Consider the following 19,740-nt stretch of genomic DNA (forward strand, 5'->3'; position numbering starts at 1 on the left):
AGCTGTTTTTTTTGTGATTTATATTACAAAATATAACTTAAAAAGTTAAAATTAAACATTTTAAAACAATATCAAAATGTATGGCAAACTATTTTATGTTAAAATAAATCAAACAGGGTATTGTTATTTCTGAATTTTAACAATAACCATTTTTCCATTATAAGGCTTCTTCCCTTTTTCACCTAATGCCTGTGTGGCTTCATCTAAATTATCGAACATTGCTTCGTAGATAAAATATTTGCTTGAACTGGCATCATAGAAGAAATTTACATCTTTTTGTCCAGCAGCCACAGTTTTAGTAACAAATGCATCACGTTTTTGAGCATCCGTATGAACTGCCAATATCAAATAATAACCACTTTCAACATTTTTATTATTTTTTATGATCTGCATGTTGGACTGATTTTCTCCAAAATCAAAATCTTCGGGTTTTAATGGCGTACTGCTTACTTTTGTCGTTTCTTTTATTCGTTTCAGAGTAGCCAAATCTTGTGCATAACGATCTTGGTCATTCAACGAAGCGGCACGTTTAATTCTACGTTTTTTCTCTATCTCTGTTTCTACTTTAATTTGTTCCAATCTAGTAACTAAAACGGCGTTAGACTGTTCCGCTTTTAACTGTTCCGCTTTTAAATTCTCAATAGTCTTTAAATAATTTTGATTGATTAAATCATTTTTTGGAGTCTTTTTAAGTCTTTCAGCATAAAGTCTATTAAACTCATCCAAAGATTCTGCCTGAGCTCTATTGACCTCGGCAATTTGTGCCTTAATAGATTCAAGTTCGGCATTTTCAGCAGATGTGCTCTTAAATTCTACAGTCGTTTTTACAATACCTTTATCACTTAAATCATTCTCTTCTCTCATTTCCTTCAATGCTTTTTGCTTATTGGCCACAGATGCATCCAAACGAGTTAACAATTGTTGTTGTTTGCGTTTAGAGTCCTCGAGTGTCTTAGTCAAATTATCCATTGATTTACCATACTCATCTTTTGGCATAGCGTCGGCTTTAGCTTTAGCAAGTGCCTCAACAGCCAATTTAGCGGCGGCCGCAGCTTCAATTTTATCTTGCTCAGCCTGAGCAGCAGCAGCAAGTTTTGCAGCAGCATCGGCATCAGCTTTCGCTTTGGCGTCAGCGGCAAGTTTCGCAGCAGCAGCTTCAGCATCGGCTTTCGCTTTGGCGTCAGCCGCAAGTTTCGCGGCGGCAGCATCTGCTTTCGCTTTATTCTCTGCTGCTAATCTAGCGGCAGCTTCGGCATCGGCTTTGGCTTTATTATCTGCAGCCAATTTAGCAGCGACAGCATCGGCATCGGCTTTAGCTTTGGCATCTGCGGCAAGTTTCGCGGCAGCAGCATCAGCTTTCGCTTTATTCTCTGCTGCTAATCTAGCGGCAACTTCGGCATCGGCTTTGGCTTTATTATCTGCAGCCAATTTAGCAGCGACAGCATCGGCATCGGCTTTAGCTTTGGCATCTGCGGCAAGTTTCGCGGCAGCAGCATCAGCATCTGCTTTCGCTTTATTCTCTGCTGCTACTCTAGCGGCAGCTTCGGCATCGGCTTTGGCTTTATTATCTGCAGCCAATTTAGCAGCGACAGCATCGGCATCGGCTTTAGCTTTGGCATCAGCGGCAAGTTTCGCGGCAGCAGCATCAGCTTTCGCTTTATTCTCTGCTGCTAATCTAGAGGCAGCTTCGGCATCGGCTTTGGCTTTATTATCTGCAGCCAATTTAGCAGCGGCAGCATCGGCATCGGCTTTAGCTTTATTATCTGCAGCCAATTTAGCAGCGACTGCATCAGCATCGGCCTTGGCTTTATTATCTGCAGCCAATTTTGCTGCGGCAGTATCAGCATCGGCTTTCGCTTTGCCGTCAGCGGCAAGTTTCGCGGCAGCAGCATCTGCTTTGGCTTTATTCTCTGCTGCTAATCTAGAGGCAGCTTCGGCATCGGCTTTGGCTTTATTATCTGCAGCCAATTTTGCTGCGGTTGCATCGGCATCAGCTTTCGCTTTGGCGTCGGCAGCAAGTTTTGCGGCAGTGCCATCGGCATCAGCATTAACTTTATTAGCAGCGGCAAGTTTAGCAGCGGCCGCATCAGCATCTGCTTTCACTTTGGCTTCAGCAGCAAGTTTAGCAGCTGCTGCGTCAGCATCGGCTTTGGCTTTATTATCAGCAGCCAATTTTGCTGCGGCTGCATCGGCATCAGCTTTCGCTTTTGCATCAGCAGCTAATTTAGCTTTAGCGGCTTCTTTTGCTTTGGCATCTGCGATTAATTTTGCAGACGCATCGGCATCGGCTTTTGCCTTAGCATCAGCAGCCAGTTTAGTTTTAGAAATTGGTTCTTGTTTTTTTGTTAACGCTAATGCGGCTGCATCAGCTTTGGCTTTAGCATCTGCGGCTAATTTCGTTTTTTTAGCCTCTTCTATAGCGTCAGCTTTTGCTTTCGCATCAGCAGCTAATTTAGCTCTGTTTTCAGCAATTTTTTGTTGCTGACCAGCTTTGGCATCAGCAACTGTTTTTGCATCTGCTTTTGGTTTTGTAGTCGATGTTTTTTGTATCGGAGCTGGTTCAATCAAGGCCCCTTCTTCCTCATCATCCCCGTAATCAAAATTATTATTTTTGAACTTATAGGCTAATACAATTATATGCGAAGCTCCCAAATCTGAGATATCACCCAAGCCCATCCCATAAGAATATTCAAGAGCGATTTTCGGAGTAATATTAAGACCAAAACCAGCGGTCATACCCAAAACAGAATGGTATCCCCCTTGTACCCATATTCCTTTTGGAATTGTAAACATAGCAGAACCAGAAAAAATAGTTTTTTCTTTATTAACTTCAGTTTTAATTAAACCTGAGAATTTGCTTTTATCAAAAAAACCATAAGAATCAATAAAACCAGTATACATCACATGACCTTCTATTCCTTTGTTAGGGTCGTCTTTTAAAATTCCAGAATTAAAATTATAGGTAACCAGATTATTGAAAGCCAAACCAAAATCGAAAAAAGCGGTTCCATAATTGATACCTGGATTAATAGTCAAAATTGTATTTGAAGGTATATTTTCTAATGATGGATCAGGATAATTTGAGATAACTTTTCCACTATTCACACCACTTTTATAAGCACTCAAATTCATCCCAAAAGTCAAATTACTGTCTTCCTGCAATAAAATATTATGAGCAAAATTGGCAACCAAACCTGTAGTAGAAAGTACGCCCTGAGTTTGTTGGAAAACACCTAAAGCAACACCCTCATTTTCTCTAAAGCGTCCTGAATAACTTAATAAATAAGTTTTCGGCGCATTTTCAAAACCAGCCCATTGTGTTTTGTTAAACAAAGTAATATAGGCACTTTGTTGTCTTACAAAACTAAATGTAGGATTAATTACAAAAGAATTAAATTTCAAAGAGTTTCCAGGAGGGATAACATAAGATACAACACCATCTTCTTGTTGCGCATAGAAAACATGTATCGAACAGCAAAAAAAGAAAACGCTTAGTAATATTTTTTTCATATTATTTCAGAAGAGTTATCGAACCCTTTTTGGCAGACTCGCCAGTTGGAGTAATTATATAATAATAAACAGGATTGAAGTTATTAAATTCTATAGCTGTCTGTGGCCAACCATTATAATTGTCATAATTATCGGTTTGATAAACAATTTCGCCAAAAGAACTCAAAATCACAATATGAGTATTTGTTCCAGCTAAATATTTGTCAGGAATAATCCAAGTGTCATTAACACCATCACCGTTTGGAGTAACAATATTTGAAATTTTTGGAACATTCAAATTCACTTTAAAAGAAACTTCGAAAGGAAATTCATCGGAAATAATACAACCTGTCGTCTGGGTAACAACTCCCTTATATTTCCCTTCATCTGTAATGTCCAGAGAAGATTTATCAGCACCTGATAAAGCTACACCATTTAAAAACCATTGATAGGACGGAACTGCAGCATCAGAGGTTATGATGGCATTGAGCGTTTCTCCTTCGGTAATATTATTAACTTTAACAACATCAACTCCAGAAATAGTACTATTGGTTTTTAAAACCTTTAAGTCTATTGTACCTGTTGACTTACATCCTCCAAAATCAACATCACAAGTATAGACACCTGCTAAATTCGTTAGATACGTTTGAGATATAGCTCCGTCAATAATGACATTATCTTTTTTCCAAACATAAGAATTACCACCCGTAACAGCTAAAGTAGTATTCCCTAAACTAGCACAAAACGGATTACCAGAACTAGAAGTAATTACCGCGGAAGCTCCACTGGCACTTGTTACAGTTACACCTTGTGAACGATAATTATCATCTGAACAAAGACCATAATCTAATTTAGCGAAATAAACACCTGCAGCGTTAACTTCTAAAGAACTGGAACTTTGACCAGAAATCAAAACATTATCTTTATACCAGGAATATTTTAATTGAGGGTAATTTGCTGGCGAGGAATTAGGAATCGAAGGAGTCGGGTTATATACAGTAAGAATTACTTTTCCACCAATACAGAAACTAACTGTCGGCTGATTATTATTGATTGCAAAAGGCCCTGTGTAGGCTTCATAATAAGCTGAAAATGTTTTGACACCTGCAGTGCCTCCAATAGTAAAAGGTTGACTAGCAATGTTTGTAGAACTTACAACTCTTAATTTATAAGTATTAGAACCTACCAAATTTGTAGGAACTGCAAACACTAATGTCTTATCCGTTGCAGTATCTGGAGGTGTTGTAGGAAGAGGTCCCAAAGCAGTGGTAGCAGTCGGAGTAGCGAAAGAACCCGTTGGGTCAGAAAGTTCCACTCTAAATATTACGTCCGAAGCAAATCCAACAATAGAAAAAGAAGCTTGATACTCATTAAATACTTGACCAGGTTTGTTGGGGTGAGGTCCACCAGCACAAATCTGCGTAAATTCCAATATTTTAGGGTTTATTTGCTGGGCAAACAAAGACAGAGTTGAAGGGGCTACCAACAACATCCAAAAAAACATAAATGCGCCGGAAGAAAAAAAGGAAGTAGGTTTGCTTTTCATATGTTGATATTTATTGCTATTCATAGGGGGCATATGCAATTCGCAAATCATCAATTTATTCTTAACCAATCTTTAGGTTAAGTTCATTCTTATTAAACTGAATATAAAACCATTTTAAATTAATAAAATGAAAGCTAAACCTTATTCATATTAGGTCCAACTTTCATTTTATAAATTTTAAAACAATTATAAATTTTATTTAGTAGCTGCTGTAAATTTTGAAAGTGCCAACCTAAAGTCTGGTCTTCTAGGATTTGCAAAATCATTAAAGGTTTCTAAGTTTGTTGTCTTAGAATACAAAATAAAGAAAGCGCTGTTTCCATAATAACTTTCTAAATCTTCATTTTCAGTAGAGCCTTCACTAAAGATATTACCATTACAGTAATTCAAGTACATGTCTTCGATTCTAATTTTCTTAAGATTTTTGTCGTTGATTTCAATTTTACTATCAAATAAAACTGCAGGACTAAATCCAGAAATCACACTTTTTCTTAAAACTAAAGAACTATTCTCAGCTACATAGACACCTTCTTTAACTAAACCTGCTTTGATATCTTGATCAATATTATCACTATCATTAGCAAGAGTTAAGTTAGTCGCAGTAACTAGAGTTTGTTTTTTGGTAAAGTCTACTTCTTCTTTCTTAGTATAGGAAGAAACATCCAAACAACGAGATCCAGCACTACTTGTCAGATAAGAAGACCTAACAGCCAACGAATTATCAATTTTAGCCTGAGTACCTAAAGTAAATTTGAAATCTATTCCATTAGATTTATATGAAACCATTTTAGTCATTACGGGCTCACCACCTAGAACTTCAAATGAGTCTCCAGCGGCATAACTTACCATAATATTTTCTAAGATTGTTTTATTTCCAATTCCTCCAAGCAAAAGAGCATTAAAACTCTCTGAAGAACCTCTTACCTTTTTACCGGCGTATTCAATTCGCACATACTTCAAAACACCTGAAGAACTCGCAGGATTTAAACCTCCATAAGTAGTTAAACTTGGGTCTAAATCAAAATTTACAGAAGAATAATTTCCAAACTTATTAATCGGAGCATCTCCAAGAATAACAATGCCTCCCCAATCACCAGCTTTCTTTATAGATTTATTAGATGTAAAAACAATAGGATCTGTTTCTAGACCTTCTGCAATTATTTGAGCACCTTTAGTAATAATCAAAGTACCCTTTGATTCACCGTCTCCAATAATAACTGTACCAGGTTCAATACTAAGAACTGCATTATTAGTTACATAAACATTACCTTGTATAATGTAAACATCTTTTTTTACCAGTTTAGTATTTTCACTAATATTACCAGCCAAAATCTGAGTAGCTTCGCCGTAATCAGCTTTGCCAGGTTTAAATTCAGTCCAGTTATTCAACCAATTGCTTGATCCAATTATCCCTTTCTCTTGTTGTGCATTTACGCTGCAAACAGTCGCAAGGAAAACCCATATAATAAATATATTTTTCATAGGTTTGGGGTATTAAATTATTATTCGTAATCTCTGTAGGTCAAGAGTTTATCATCTCATTAAGAGTAAAAGATCGAACTTAGCTTAAGATTATAACATCTTATTCTAAAAACATTATTTCTTATTGTTGCTCAACTTCATGAAGTGATTTCAAAGTTTGCTCATAGAACAAAACCATAGTCACAAGTTGATTTTTGTCTGCGTAAGGAAGCATTTTTCTTAAGAAATTAACAGTAATTTCTATGTAAGTTTGTGTTGCTTCAGTTTCTAAATCCAATGCTTTTCTATTATCTGCATCATCTGGAATACCTAAGTCTGTCATAGTTACTCCTGGCTTAGTAGCCAATGCAATATGAGGTAATATTTTGACAATTACTTTCATACGCTCAATATACAATTCCACTAATTCACCTTTAGACATTGCTCTAAGAGTCTTGTCGTCATAGTAAGTACGTATTGCAGCGCTCGTGCTAACTATACTTTTTGGCATATTTGGTTTTGCTTGTGCGAAGCCTTTAGACGTTAATGCTAACATAACAATACTGAAAAATATAATTTTCCCTTTCATATCTTGGATTTATTAATTAATAAAACAAAAATATACAATTAAATTGAATTTGCAAGTCCCGTAGAAAAAATTAAAGATATTTTTAATTACAAATAGAGCGAAAAAACTGTTTTACACCGAGTAAACTCGACATTTTATCGGGATAAATTGCATTTAAAAAAATTAATAGTTATTTCAAATTTATTAATTTACATCAGTTTTTACTTGTTTATATTTGTAATAAAAAACTTCATAAAACAAAATGAAGAAAAATAATACAGAAGTTATTAACATTTGTTGGTTAAAAAATAAAGAGAAAAATAGCTGTCTTATTCTTTTGAATTTTACTTCCAAAATTCTGCGGAAACTAAACTTTCTAACAGAAAATTTTTGAAACTATCATTTTCTCCTATCTTTGCTTCATGGAATTTTCAAAAATTTTAGGGCAAGACTACATTAAAAATCACTTAATTAAAAGTGCTAATTTAGGCAGAATACCGCATGCTCAATTATTCATCGGCCCTGAAGGTAGCGGAACCTTAGCTATGGCAATCGCATACACTCATCATATCTTATGCCATAGTAATGAAGGTCTAAACGAATCCTGCAGCCTTAAATTTCAAAAATTATCACATCCTGATTTACATTTTATCTATCCAACAGTTACTACCGAAGAAGTTAAGGTCAAACCAAAAAGCATTGATTTTATTGCAGATTGGAGACAATTTGTTTTAGAAAATCCTTACGGCGGATTATTTGATTGGTATGCCAAATTAGGAGTTCAGAATAAACAGGGAGAAATTCGTGTGGATGATGCTCAGGAAATTTTAAAATCTCTTTCCTTAAAATCTTACGAAGGCGGATACAAAATAATGATTATTTGGATGGCAGATAAAATGAACATTGCTGCTTCCAATAAACTTCTTAAACTACTTGAAGAGCCACCCGAAAAAACAGTTTTCATTCTCATCTCCGAAAATGAAGAAGATATCATCCAAACCATTCGGTCACGTTGTCAAATTACCCATTTTAGTGGACTGAGTGAACAAGTTATTGCGGACGGACTTATCGAAAGAGAACAGATAGAACTTAAAGAAGCTCTGAAAATTGCTCATCAATCCCAAGGGAATTATAACAAAGCGCTACACCTATTATATGATGACCATGAGGCGTTGCCTTTTGAACAATGGTTTGTTACCTGGGTACGTGCGGCATTCAAGGCCAAAGGAAACGCGGCAGCAATACAAGATTTAATAGAATGGAGTGAACAGATTGCTGCTTTGGGTAGAGAGACACAAAAGAAATTTCTCCACTTCTGTATCGAAATGTTCAGACAGGCTTTATTGCTTAATTACGAAACCAAAACACTTGTTTACATTGAGCCAAAAGTAGAAAAATTCAAACTTGAAAACTTTGCGCCTTTTGTAAATGGAAATAACATTGCTGAAATTTTCAAAGAATTATCAGATGCTATGTATCATATAGAACGCAACGGTAATGCCAAAATAATATTGACCGATTTATCCATAAAATTGACTCGTTTAATTCATAAAAAATAAAACCCCATGAACAATATTGCATCTATTTTAATCTTAGTTTTTTTAGCTATCACTTTTTTACAGTCTTCACAGGATAAATTATTTCATTGGAAAGACAATATTGACTGGCTTAAAGAACATTTTGCCGAAACTCCTTTACGTAATCAAGTGCCATTGGCTTTAGTGAATGTATTGATTTTAGAATTAATTTCCGGTATTTTGTGTGTGGTAGGTGCTATAGAAATAGCAGTAAATAGCGGCAGAGTATATGGCTTATATGGTGCCATTTTTTCTTGTATCACACTTATAATGTTGCTTTTTGGACAACGCCTGGCCAAAGATTATGATGGTGCCAGAACCATCGTATTGTATTTTATTCCATCGGTAATGGCAGTATATTGGCTTAACTAAAGAGTCATTTTCAATAATAAATTAAATTAAAATTAATACTCATATAAAAGTATGACACCAAAACATCCTTCAGAATCCTTAACTATATTAACCGATTTGGTTTTACCGAGCGAAACCAATCCTTTGAATAACTTATTTGGAGGGGAATTATTGGCAAGAATGGATCGAGCAGCAAGTATTGCGGCCGGAAGACATTCACGTCGTATTGGTGTGACAGCATCAGTAAATCATGTGGCTTTTAACAAATCCATTCCACTTGGCAGTGTTGTCATTATTGAAGCGAAAGTATCCAGAGCTTTTAAAAGTTCGATGGAAATTTATCTGGATGTTTGGGTAGAAGACCGTCAGTCCGGAAACAGAACCAAGGCTAACGAAGCGATTTACACATTTGTCGCGGTAGATGATACCGGAAGACCTGTAGAAGTTCCACTGATTGAACCTCAAACAGAATTGGAAATACAACGTTATGATGCGGCTTTGCGAAGAAAGCAATTAAGCTTGGTATTGGCCGGTAAAATGAATCCTCATGAAGCCACAGAATTAAAAGCTTTATTCACATAAAAGACAAAAACACCTTATAACCCGTTGATTTGTGGAGTGCTGCGTGAAGGATAGAAGCTAGCTACCAAAGTAGCGCGAATAGCCTGACAGCATAAAGGAAAGGGATCGAATCACCGTAATAGTGAGTTGATCCCTTTTCTTTATGGTGGCACGCCCAAGTGATTTTTATCCCTTGATTTGTTTTAATGAGGTTTTGATTCCTTTGATTAAAGAAGAACTGAAACCATGTAATTCCATTTCATTCAATCCAGCAATAGTACAACCTTGAGGTGTTGTTACACGGTCTATCAATTGCTCTGGGTGCCCTTTTTCTTCAAGTAACATTTCTGCTGCTCCTTTTACTGTTTGTGCAGAAATGGCCAAAGCCGTTTGCCAGTCAAACCCTATCTCGATTCCCGCCTGCATCGATGCACGAATGTAACGCAAGGCAAAAGCCGTTCCACTCGCAGCAAGAACAGTTGCAGCGTCCATAAGCTTTTCATCAATGATAGGAGCAGTTCCCAATGCTTGAAAAAGCGCTACTGTCGCTTGAGCCTTTTCTTTATTTTTTTCGTGAAAGGCGATACAAGTTGCCGATGCACCAAATTGTGCTGCAATATTAGGCATGATACGAACTGCACTATGGTTATCCCCTATTTTGTTTTGCAAATTCTCTATAGATAATCCGCTTACGGCAGAAGCGATTACTTTATTTGAAATAGTAGGCAATATCTCGGCCAAAACAGTATCTACTTGATATGGTTTTATGGTCAAGATAATTATATCCGCTTCTTGAATGTTGCTTGTATTGTCTGTAGTAATAGTAATTCCAAGATCTTGCAAATGTGAAATAGGAATTATATTTCGTCTGGTTACGGTAACTTGATTATTTGTAGTGAATTTTGCTATTCCTATTGCGATAGAAGCGCCAAGGTTTCCGCCGCCTATAATGTGTACTTTCATTTCGGTTTGTTTTACTCTTTGTTTAGTTTATAGTATTTGGAACACCAAAAAAGCATTCTATAATGACTTAAGTTTCTCTCTCAAATAGAGTAGAAACATCAGGTTACAAAGTACAAGAAAAATCCCGAATTTATTATTTTTTAATATAAATAAATTCGGGATAATTGTTAAATTCTAAAACTATCGATAGTTAATATCCTAATATTAATCTAGCTATGCAAAAATAAATCATGCCACAAAAAACATCATGATTATTACAATAATTTTCCACTCAAGAAAAACAGGGCAATCGAAAAATAAATAATCAATCCCGTTACATCCACTATCGTTGCCACAAAAGGTGCCGATGCAGTTGCTGGATCAAGACCTACTCTTCGCAACACAAAAGGAATTAAAGAACCCGATAAGGTTCCCCAGAGAACTATTGCTACTAATGAAATAGAAACGCTCAAAGCAACCCAAAACCAGTATGGCCCGTAATCATAAATTCCAGATTCTTGCCATATCAATATCCTAATAAATCCAATGATTCCAAGTATTGTACCGAGTAACAACCCTGATAAAATTTCTTTTTTCATAACATACCACCAATCGCTTAATTGCAATTCTTTCAATGCCATGGCTCTGATGATTAAGGATGCCGCTTGTGATCCTGAATTACCGCCACTGGAAATGATTAATGGAATAAATAAGCCTAAAACAACTGCCTTAGATAATATTATTTCATAATATCCCATAGCCGAAGCAGTGAACATTTCACCTAAAAACAAAATAACCAACCAACCCGCTCTTTTACGAACGAGTTCCATTAATGTTGTTTTTGTATAAGATAAATCCAATCCTTCGGTACCCCCAAATTTCTGGATATCCTCTGTATCACGTTGTTCAATTACGTCTAAAATGTCATCAATGGTAATCCTGCCCACTAAACGGCCTAATTCATCAACAACTGGAATTGCTTCCAAATCGTATTTTTGCATGATTCGAGCTACCTCAACATCTTCGTCATCAACCTTTACAAAGTTTAATTTTTTGATATAAACATCGCTTATTTGAGTTCTTGCCGAAGTAGTTAATAAATCTTTTAACGATAAACGCCCTAGTAATCTGTCATCATCATCAACCACATAAATCGAATGTACTCTTGAAATATCCTTTGCCTGAATGCGCATTTCTTTTATACAAGTAAGTACATTCCAGTTTTCATTAACTTTAACTAACTCTTTATGCATAATACCACCTGCGGAATCTTCTGCATAACGCAACAATTCGACAATATCTTTGGCATGCTCAACATCTTGAAGTTCTAATATTACTTCTTCTTTTTTACTCTGAGAAAGTTCTGCTATAATATCGGCAGCATCATTAGTTTCGAGTTCGTCTAATTCTTCTGCAATTTCTTTTGCTGATAATCTGCTGAGGATTTCTTCTCTTAAATCTTCATTTATTTCTAATAAAATTTCGGCAGTTTTTTCACTATCTAAAACTTTAAAAATATAAGCAGCATCGTTTAAGTCCAATTTGTAAAGCATCTCCGCAATATCGGCATGATGCAAATCATTAAGCAAAATCTCTATTTCATCAATGTTTTTACTTTGAATGAGATTCTCTAATTGTTGTATTAATTCTTTGCTGATTTTAAACTCCATCCGCTTCTATTTTTTGGGTCAATGCAATAAATTCTGTGTAATCCAATTGTTCGGGACGAAGATTAAAAATCGTGTCTTCTCTCAAATTGTCGGACAAATTTAAGGTTTTTAAACTGTTACGCAAGGTCTTTCTTCGCTGTTGAAAAGCCGTTTTTACTACCGTGAAAAATAATTTTTCGCTACAAGGCAAACTGAAATCTTCCTTCCTACGCATACGCATCACTCCCGATTTTACTTTGGGTGGCGGATTAAACACATTTTCATCTACGGTAAATAAATATTCGGTATCATAAAAAGCCTTTACTAATACCGAAAGTATTCCATACGCTTTACTCCCTTTTTTCTCGCAAATGCGTTCTGCTACTTCCTTTTGAAACATTCCTGCAAATTCTGGAATTTGATTGCGTAATTCCAATGTTTTGAAAACAATTTGCGTCGAAATATTATACGGAAAATTACCAATTATGGCAAATTGTTTTCCAGAGAAAACTTCGTTGATATCGTATTTCAGGAAATCCTTTGAGATGATTCTGTCTTTCAATTTATCATAATGAACACCCAAATATTCAACCGATTCAGTATCAATTTCGATAACGTAGGTATTAATTGGTTTGTCTAATAAATACTTGGTCAGCACTCCCATTCCAGGACCTATTTCCAGTACATCTTCATAACCTTCTAAATTCAAAGTATCGGCGATGTCTTTCGCTACGCTTTCGTCTTTTAAAAAATGCTGTCCTAGGTGTTTTTTGGCTGTTACTTTTTCCATTTTGTCATTGCGAGGCACGAAGCAATCTCGCTATTTTAGGGTTATTTTCTCGCAAAGACGCAGAGGCGCAAAGCAATACTTTAATCTATTAGTGCTCACTAATTACTTGTAATTCTGTTCTAAAAGTCAGCATTTTATCGCCAAACAATTTCTCGCCTTCTTCTCTTAGTTTAGGAGCGTCCTCTTGATAATATCTTTCTAATGTTTCCTTACTGTCTGTTGTATATTGAACCGAGTAGGTAACTCCTCCCATTTCTTCTTCTACCAAAACACGTACCAAACGTGCTGAAATAAATTTCCCACTAGCCAACATTTCAGGAATGTGTTTGTGTTGTATCCAAATCATCCATTGGTCGTGAACACTTTCGTGTATGTTTGTGGTAACGTTGTATATAATCATTTTTTAAAAAGTATTAAGATTGGAGAATTAAGTATTAAGACTATAAAAAAATTGTTTAATCAATTCCCATTATTCTCTATGCTTCTGCAATCTGTTTTTTTATGTTCTATTCTCTATATTCTGCTTTCTAAAATCTGCAATCTAAAATCACAAGTTAGTATCTCCTCGCAATTCCCTAAATTTTCTCCTTGCATCAACAAAATAAATACTGTCCTGATGGCTGAAAATGATTTTCTCATACAATGCCTTCGCTTTATCAGGTTGTTGTAATTGCTTGTTGTAAATATCTGCCGAAAAATACAAAGCTTCGTCAATATAAATCCCATCACTATGATGGTCAATTATGTCTTGATATTGTGCCAAAGCTAAAGTATAATCTCCTAACTTTTCATATAATCTTCCCAATCGCAACAAAGTTACACCTTCTATTTCCTGTCCTTTGAAACTTTTTAGAATCGACTGAAATTGGACAATCGCTTCCTGATTTCTATTTTGGTACAAAAGATAATCACCTTTGGCAAACTGTTTCAGAGCGGTTTGAGTTGAATCGGCAACGGTATTGTCATTAATTAACAAAAAATACTCCAAAGCATCATTGGCAATCAACTGCGTACTGGCTGACTTTAACTCTTTGAACTGTTTCAAAGCCCATTCAAAATCGGTTTTGAAATAACTTGTTTTGGCCGATTTCAGACTTGCTTCATGCGACAAAACATTATTTTGTAAATTCTCCTCAATCTGAGAATAATAAAGCAACGCCTGATTGAACTTTTCTTCGGAAAGCAAAATATCGGCCAACTCCATTTTACATAGTGCTTGATCGAACGGATTCAGTTGCATTTCCATGGCTCGCTTTATAATGGCTTTTCCCTCGACAGGATTCTTCATTATGAAACTCACAAAATGTGCCTGTTTCAGCTGCAAAGATAAGGTAACTGGAGTTATTCCGTACTGCTTTAACAAAAGCACAAATTGCGCATCGATAGCTGCAAAATCCTTTTCCTGCGCTTTTTCCATTTTCATTTTCAACAAATAAGTTTGGGCTTGCACAATCAACTCTACGTCAGTAGTGTTTAGCAGCACATAATCCATAACTTCTGTGGCAACCTCATTGTCACCTTCTTCAATGGCCATTTGTCCTAAACTAATTATACTGGAAAGTGATTCCGGATTTCGTTTATAGATGGCTTTTTCTTGAATAAAAGCTTTTCCAAATTCTTTTTGTTGCATATAAAACCAACTCAAGAATTGATTCCAAAAAACATCCTGGCTTTTTTGAACCCTGATAATCAATGCTTTTCGAAGACTATCATTGAACTTAGAATCCCCATCGGTTGACATATAACGCGTCAATTGATTTTGAATCATTAATGCCGATTGTGGATTCTCAACCGCTTCATCCAAAAAATTGGCAATCATCTGGTCTGTATTTCCAAGTTGTCCGTACAACAAAGCCGTTTGGTATTTAAAATCAAAAGTTGGCACCAACTCGCTGGCCAATAAATAGGATTTCAAAGCATATTCCAACAGTACCTTCTTTTCAAAAACATTGGCAACTCCATAAACCTCATTTGGGTTTTTCCTGATTTTCTCTATTGCATCATCATAATACTTTTTGGCTTTCGAATCATTTTTTTGTAATTGAAAATTGTATCCCAATTCAACCAAAAGTGTAGCTTGTTTGTATCTATTCAATCGCTCCTGAATTGCTTTTTCAGCTGGTTCAAATTGCAGTAATTGCTGCATACAGTCTATTTTACGCTGAAAATAAAAAGGATTGGTTGGCAAACCGTCTGATAATTCTTGATAACTAACCAACGCCTTCTCAAAATCTCCTTTATCATAATAATACTGTGCCAATTGCTCGTTCTGAGAAAAGGCAATCAGCGAAAACAAAAGTGAGATATAAAGAAAAAGTTTATTCATAATGTAATCATTTGTAAAAGTGATTATTATTGAATCAGTCGATAATGAAACATTTCAAATAAAAAATCTAAAACCATTAAGAAATTAAGTTGATGAAGCTTAATGCTTCTAAATTTCTTAATGGTTTAAAAGTTTCTACTTTTTAAGTAAAACTAAATTAATCTATAATGTCAAATCCGCAATAAGGACGCAATACTTCTGGGATTACAATTCCTTCTGGAGTTTGGTAGTTTTCCAAAATTCCGGCAAGGACTCTTGGCAAAGCCAATGAACTTCCGTTAAGAGTATGTGCCAATTGGTTTTTTCCGTCTTTGTCTTTGAAACGCAATTTCAAACGATTCGCCTGGAAAGTTTCAAAATTAGATACTGATGAAATTTCCAACCAACGCTCCTGCGCTGTAGAATATACTTCAAAATCATAAGTCAAAGCCGATGTGAAACCCATATCCCCTCCGCAAAGACGTAAAATTCTATAAGGCAATTTCAAATCCTGCAAAATGCTTTTTACGTGTTCTACCATACCATCAAGTGCTGCATATGAATTATCAGGATGCTCCACACGAACGATTTCCACTTTGTCAAATTGGTGCAAACGGTTCAAACCGCGTACATGTGCTCCATAAGAACCTGCTTCACGACGGAAACAAGGTGTATAACCTGTATATTTAACAGGCAATTCATTTTCATTTAAAATGACATCTCTAAAAATATTGGTTACCGGAACCTCAGCTGTTGGAATCAGATACAAGTCATCGGTAGCGTCATGGTACATTTGACCTTCTTTGTCCGGCAATTGTCCAGTTCCATAAGCAGATGCTTCGTTTACCAAATGCGGCACTTGCATTTCTTTATACCCAGCTTCTGTGTTTTTATCCAAGAAATAATTGATCAAAGCACGTTGCAAACGAGCTCCTTTTCCTTTATAAACAGGGAATCCCGCACCAGTTATCTTTACACCTAATTCAAAATCGATGATGTCATATTTCTTAACCAATTCCCAGTGTGGTTGCGCACCTTCGTGCAATACAGGAATTTCACCTTCCTCAAACACGTTTAAGTTATCCTCCGGCGTTTTTCCAACTGGAACAATATCGGCAGGAAGATTTGGCAAAGTATATAATTTCTCTGTCAATTCATTGGCAATGGCAACAGCACTTTCGGCTAATGCTTTGCTTTTCTCTTTTAACAAAACTGTTTTTTCTTTAAGAATAGCCGCTTTTGACTTCTCGCCTGCTTTCATCAAATCTCCAATGTCTTTGGACAATTTATTAGATTCGGATAAAGTGTTGTCTAACTCAACTTGAGTCGCACGACGTTTTTCATCCAGTTGTACCACTTCTTCAACGATCCCTTTGGCATCCATATTTCTTTTGGCCAAAGCGTTGATTACTTTCTCTTGATTCTCTCTAATAAATGCGATTTGTAACATAGTTGTATTTTTATAACTAAATAATGACAGCAAATTTAGGGAAATGTTTGATAACAACGAGACAAAGTTTGTTTTGTGTCTTTATTTTAGTTTACATCGCATTATTTTGACAAAACAATGACTCCTTTAACCATTTTATTGCTGTTTTAAAGCGCTTTTAAAGATTCCAAATTGAAATGAATTCTGTCTTTTTTGGCTTAAAAGAACAACATTATACTATTTTTTTCTAATTTTACTAAAAACTAGAAATCATGTTGTTAAAAAATATCGAAACCGCGCTGAACAAACAAATTCGTATTGAGGCAGAATCTTCTCAAACCTATCTATCAATGGCTTGTTGGGCCGAAGTAAATGGTCTGGAGGGAATTGCACGATTTATGTACGCTCAATCTGATGAGGAGCGTTTACACATGCTCAAGTTAATCAAGTATGTTAACGAACGAGGCGGGCACGCTCAAGTTACTGACTTGAAAGCACCGAAAACGACTTACGAAACTTTCAAAGGGATGTTTGAAGAACTTTACAAACACGAAGTTTTTGTTTCGGAATCGATTAATAAACTGGTTCACATCACATTTGAAGAAAAAGATTATGCTACCCATAATTTCCTGCAATGGTACGTAGCCGAGCAAATAGAAGAAGAAGCAACAGCCAAAAACATTTTGGATAAAATCAATCTTATTGGTGATGACAAAGGCGGATTGTATCTTTTTGACCGTGATATCCAACAGATGGCGATAGCCAGTGCGGCAGCGACAGTCAAATAATTAAGAGAAGCCTTCATAAATAATAACCCCAAAATGCTTGAGTTGCATTTTGGGGATTTTTTTGCTCCAAAAAATGTTAAAGTTTATTTAGAACAGATAAAAATAATATACATTTGCCTTGTTTTTAATTCCTTACACAGTGAGCAAGAAAGAAAAAGAGAAAAAAAGAAAAAAGGACAAAAAAAAAGAAATCCTTAAAAAGATAAAAGTAGCTGAGAACTGCAAGTCTAGTTGTTGCGAAAAATACATGAAAAGTGAAAAAAAACGTTGCAGCCGTTGCCCTATGTTTGATCTGCTAAAAAAAACAGCCTAGTTCTAGTTAGCAGATAGAATTGCATAAATAAACATTTTTAAATTCCCTGTTGGTTTAAAATGAACCGTCGTAATAGTTAATTTATATGTATTGAAAAAGAGTTCCGTGATAGCGGAACTCTTTTTTTGTGGTGTGAATTTTACTTTTACTTTGATTGCTCAGTTGCTTGTGGTGATGCTTCCTCCGTCAGCATGACAATATTGTGACAAAGCGAGACTGAAAGCATTAGTTGTGTCCTTCTTAAAATGTCGACTATTTCAGCCTTCTCAATTCTGAAATCTGCCTTCTCAAAACTACTTCCCAAGCAACATAATTTCGTTTACGACCACTTCGGTGATGTAGCGTTTCTCACCATTCTTGTCGTCGTAACTTCTGTGCGTTAGTTTACCATCTATGGCAATTTGTTTTCCTTTGGTTACGAATTTCTCAATGATCTCAGCTGTTTTTCCCCAGGCAACAACGGTGTGCCATTCGGTTTGGTCCACTCGTTCTCCTTTGTCGTTTTTATAACTGTCGTTAGTCGCGATAGTTAAATTGGCTAATTTTTTTCCTCCCTCAAAAGATTTGATGATTGGGTCATTTCCTGCGTTTCCGATTAATTGTACTCTGTTTTTCATGGCGTGTAAATTTAAATGTTTGTGTGTATAAATTGATTTTAGATTGAAATTGACATTGCTATTGTTATTGCATTTGTTTCATTTCGACAAGGCAAAGATGCGATGGCTACCAAAAGTTATTCGGTTACTAACTACTTACTTTCGGTTGTAATTATTTGTAACCGTTTGTAAATGGATTTTTTTGAGTATATTTGGGAGTTGCAATAAATCTCATCCTAACTAAGGAATTATCAAAATATATTACATTTGTTAATAAACGAAATCAAAATGAGCAAAGATTTAACCAATTCTAGTCTTGACAGAAAAAACATACTGAACAACAATATAGCTATACAGGAAGTATATGAAGAACTCGGTTTCTATGGAATTAAGGTTGATGGAAAATATCGTTTTACTAAACAACAAGTTGCTCAATATTTTGATGTAGATATTAGAACTATTGACCGTATATTAGAAAACAATAAGACTGAATTAGAACTCAGCGGTTATGAGCTATATACAGGTTCAAAACTTAAAACTTACAAAGAGCAAGTTGTTGCATTTGTAAGAACTGCAAAAGAAAAAAACGATGTTCACGACATCAATGTCGTGAACATGCTACAATTAAATGATAATGAACTAGATAGTTTATCAAAAACACCACAACTATCAATTTTCACATATAAAGCGTTTTTAAATGTTGGAATGCTACTTACTGGTTCTGAAAAAGCTCAAAAACTAAGAACATCAATATTAGACATAGTAATTGATGTATTAAATAAAAAACTTGGTGGAAAAACAAAATATATAAACCAACGAGAAGAAGAATTTTTACCAAGTGCTATTAGAGAATATAACTATCGTAAAGAATTTACAAACTCATTAGATTTCTATATTGTTGAAAATAAATTTAAATATAGTCAGCTAACCGATAAAATTTACAAAAGTATATTCCAAGAGAACGCCAAAGAATACAGAAAAATTTTAAATCTAAATTCAAAAGAAAGTGTACGGAGTACAATGTATTCAGAAGTATTGGATTTAGTTTCTGCATACGAAAATGGATTTGCCAACTATTTAAAAAACAAATCTGAAATCCTAAACAAAAAACTTTCGCTTTCAGAAGCACATTTATTATTTTCTGAATTCGAACAAGTAATGGAAGCATTTGTAAACCCTTTACAAGAAAAAGCTGTAAGCTTAATGGCTAGTCGTGATTTAGTTTTTAGAGATGCATTACATGAAAAACTAAAAAATTATATAAACGAAGTAAGTTCTGAAGATTTTGATAAATTTTTAGGTAAAAAAAGCATGGAATTAGAAAAAAGATTAGAAGAGAATAAAGAAGTATTTAAACGATTAAAAGACCGTTAAT

The 19,740-nt window shown here is 35.3% G+C and carries 16 protein-coding genes; 5 read left to right on the top strand and 11 right to left on the bottom strand.

Going from position 1 to position 19,740, the window contains the following annotated elements; genetic code table 11:
- Window positions 1–123: 123 nt before the first annotated feature.
- The 4 genes from C8C85_RS07470 to C8C85_RS07485 form a co-directional block, all read right to left on the bottom strand.
- Window positions 124–3,510 (bottom strand): PorP/SprF family type IX secretion system membrane protein, encoded by a 3,387-nt coding sequence (locus C8C85_RS07470; RefSeq protein WP_116796509.1) that lies wholly within the window; start codon window positions 3,508–3,510, stop codon window positions 124–126.
- A gap of 1 nt (window position 3,511) precedes the next feature.
- Window positions 3,512–5,035, bottom strand: a complete 1,524-nt coding sequence (locus tag C8C85_RS07475) for a gliding motility-associated C-terminal domain-containing protein (RefSeq protein ID WP_243412087.1) — start codon at window positions 5,033–5,035, stop codon at window positions 3,512–3,514.
- Window positions 5,036–5,230: 195 nt separating this feature from the next.
- Complete coding sequence (locus C8C85_RS07480; protein WP_116796510.1) at window positions 5,231–6,517, bottom strand: hypothetical protein; 1,287 nt, start codon at window positions 6,515–6,517, stop codon at window positions 5,231–5,233.
- Between the two features lie 121 nt (window positions 6,518–6,638).
- Entirely contained in the window at window positions 6,639–7,007 is a 369-nt protein-coding gene (locus C8C85_RS07485; RefSeq protein WP_410501036.1) for a hypothetical protein, read from the bottom strand.
- A 479-nt stretch (window positions 7,008–7,486) separates the two neighbouring features.
- Between C8C85_RS07485 and C8C85_RS07490 the strand changes: the two genes are divergently transcribed.
- Genes C8C85_RS07490 through C8C85_RS07500 form a run of 3 tightly spaced genes read left to right on the top strand, consistent with a single transcriptional unit; the run spans window position 7,487 to window position 9,574 of the window.
- A complete protein-coding gene (locus tag C8C85_RS07490) occupies window positions 7,487–8,623 on the top strand; it encodes an ATP-binding protein (RefSeq protein WP_116796512.1) in 1,137 nt (378 codons plus the stop codon).
- Window positions 8,624–8,629: 6 nt separating this feature from the next.
- A complete protein-coding gene (locus C8C85_RS07495) occupies window positions 8,630–9,013 on the top strand; it encodes a DoxX family protein (RefSeq protein WP_116796513.1) in 384 nt (127 codons plus the stop codon).
- A 51-nt stretch (window positions 9,014–9,064) separates the two neighbouring features.
- Window positions 9,065–9,574, top strand: coding sequence for an acyl-CoA thioesterase (locus C8C85_RS07500; RefSeq protein ID WP_116796514.1), 510 nt, complete (start codon window positions 9,065–9,067; stop codon window positions 9,572–9,574).
- A 165-nt stretch (window positions 9,575–9,739) separates the two neighbouring features.
- Here the strand turns inward: C8C85_RS07500 and proC are convergent, their stop codons facing one another.
- The 6 genes from proC to serS form a co-directional block, all read right to left on the bottom strand.
- On the bottom strand, window positions 9,740–10,516 hold the full coding sequence (proC, locus tag C8C85_RS07505; protein WP_116796515.1) for a pyrroline-5-carboxylate reductase: 777 nt from the start codon (window positions 10,514–10,516) through the stop codon (window positions 9,740–9,742).
- A 254-nt stretch (window positions 10,517–10,770) separates the two neighbouring features.
- Window positions 10,771–12,165 (bottom strand): magnesium transporter, encoded by a 1,395-nt coding sequence (gene mgtE, locus C8C85_RS07510; protein WP_116796516.1) that lies wholly within the window; start codon window positions 12,163–12,165, stop codon window positions 10,771–10,773.
- A complete protein-coding gene (rsmA, locus tag C8C85_RS07515; RefSeq protein ID WP_116798426.1) occupies window positions 12,155–12,934 on the bottom strand; it encodes a 16S rRNA (adenine(1518)-N(6)/adenine(1519)-N(6))-dimethyltransferase RsmA in 780 nt (259 codons plus the stop codon). The genes mgtE and rsmA overlap by 11 nt, the downstream gene beginning before the upstream one ends.
- Window positions 12,935–13,022: 88 nt before the next feature.
- Window positions 13,023–13,334, bottom strand: coding sequence for a DUF4286 family protein (locus C8C85_RS07520; protein WP_116796517.1), 312 nt, complete (start codon window positions 13,332–13,334; stop codon window positions 13,023–13,025).
- A 147-nt stretch (window positions 13,335–13,481) separates the two neighbouring features.
- Window positions 13,482–15,260, bottom strand: a complete 1,779-nt coding sequence (locus tag C8C85_RS07525) for a tetratricopeptide repeat protein (RefSeq protein ID WP_116796518.1) — start codon at window positions 15,258–15,260, stop codon at window positions 13,482–13,484.
- A gap of 157 nt (window positions 15,261–15,417) precedes the next feature.
- On the bottom strand, window positions 15,418–16,689 hold the full coding sequence (serS, locus tag C8C85_RS07530) for a serine--tRNA ligase (protein WP_116796519.1): 1,272 nt from the start codon (window positions 16,687–16,689) through the stop codon (window positions 15,418–15,420).
- Window positions 16,690–16,940: 251 nt separating this feature from the next.
- Between serS and C8C85_RS07535 the strand changes: the two genes are divergently transcribed.
- Window positions 16,941–17,456 carry a ferritin gene (locus C8C85_RS07535; RefSeq protein WP_116796520.1) on the top strand — a complete coding sequence of 172 codons (516 nt, stop codon included), beginning with the start codon at window positions 16,941–16,943 and terminating at the stop codon, window positions 17,454–17,456.
- A gap of 606 nt (window positions 17,457–18,062) precedes the next feature.
- Here C8C85_RS07535 and C8C85_RS07540 read toward each other — a convergent pair.
- A complete protein-coding gene (locus tag C8C85_RS07540; protein ID WP_111408463.1) occupies window positions 18,063–18,386 on the bottom strand; it encodes a single-stranded DNA-binding protein in 324 nt (107 codons plus the stop codon).
- 267 nt (window positions 18,387–18,653) lie between these two features.
- Between C8C85_RS07540 and C8C85_RS07545 the strand changes: the two genes are divergently transcribed.
- Window positions 18,654–19,739 carry a DNA-binding protein gene (locus C8C85_RS07545; RefSeq protein ID WP_116796521.1) on the top strand — a complete coding sequence of 362 codons (1,086 nt, stop codon included), beginning with the start codon at window positions 18,654–18,656 and terminating at the stop codon, window positions 19,737–19,739.
- Window position 19,740: the final 1 nt, after the last annotated feature.

Source organism: Flavobacterium sp. 103, assembly GCF_003096795.1.
GTDB lineage: Bacteria > Bacteroidota > Bacteroidia > Flavobacteriales > Flavobacteriaceae > Flavobacterium.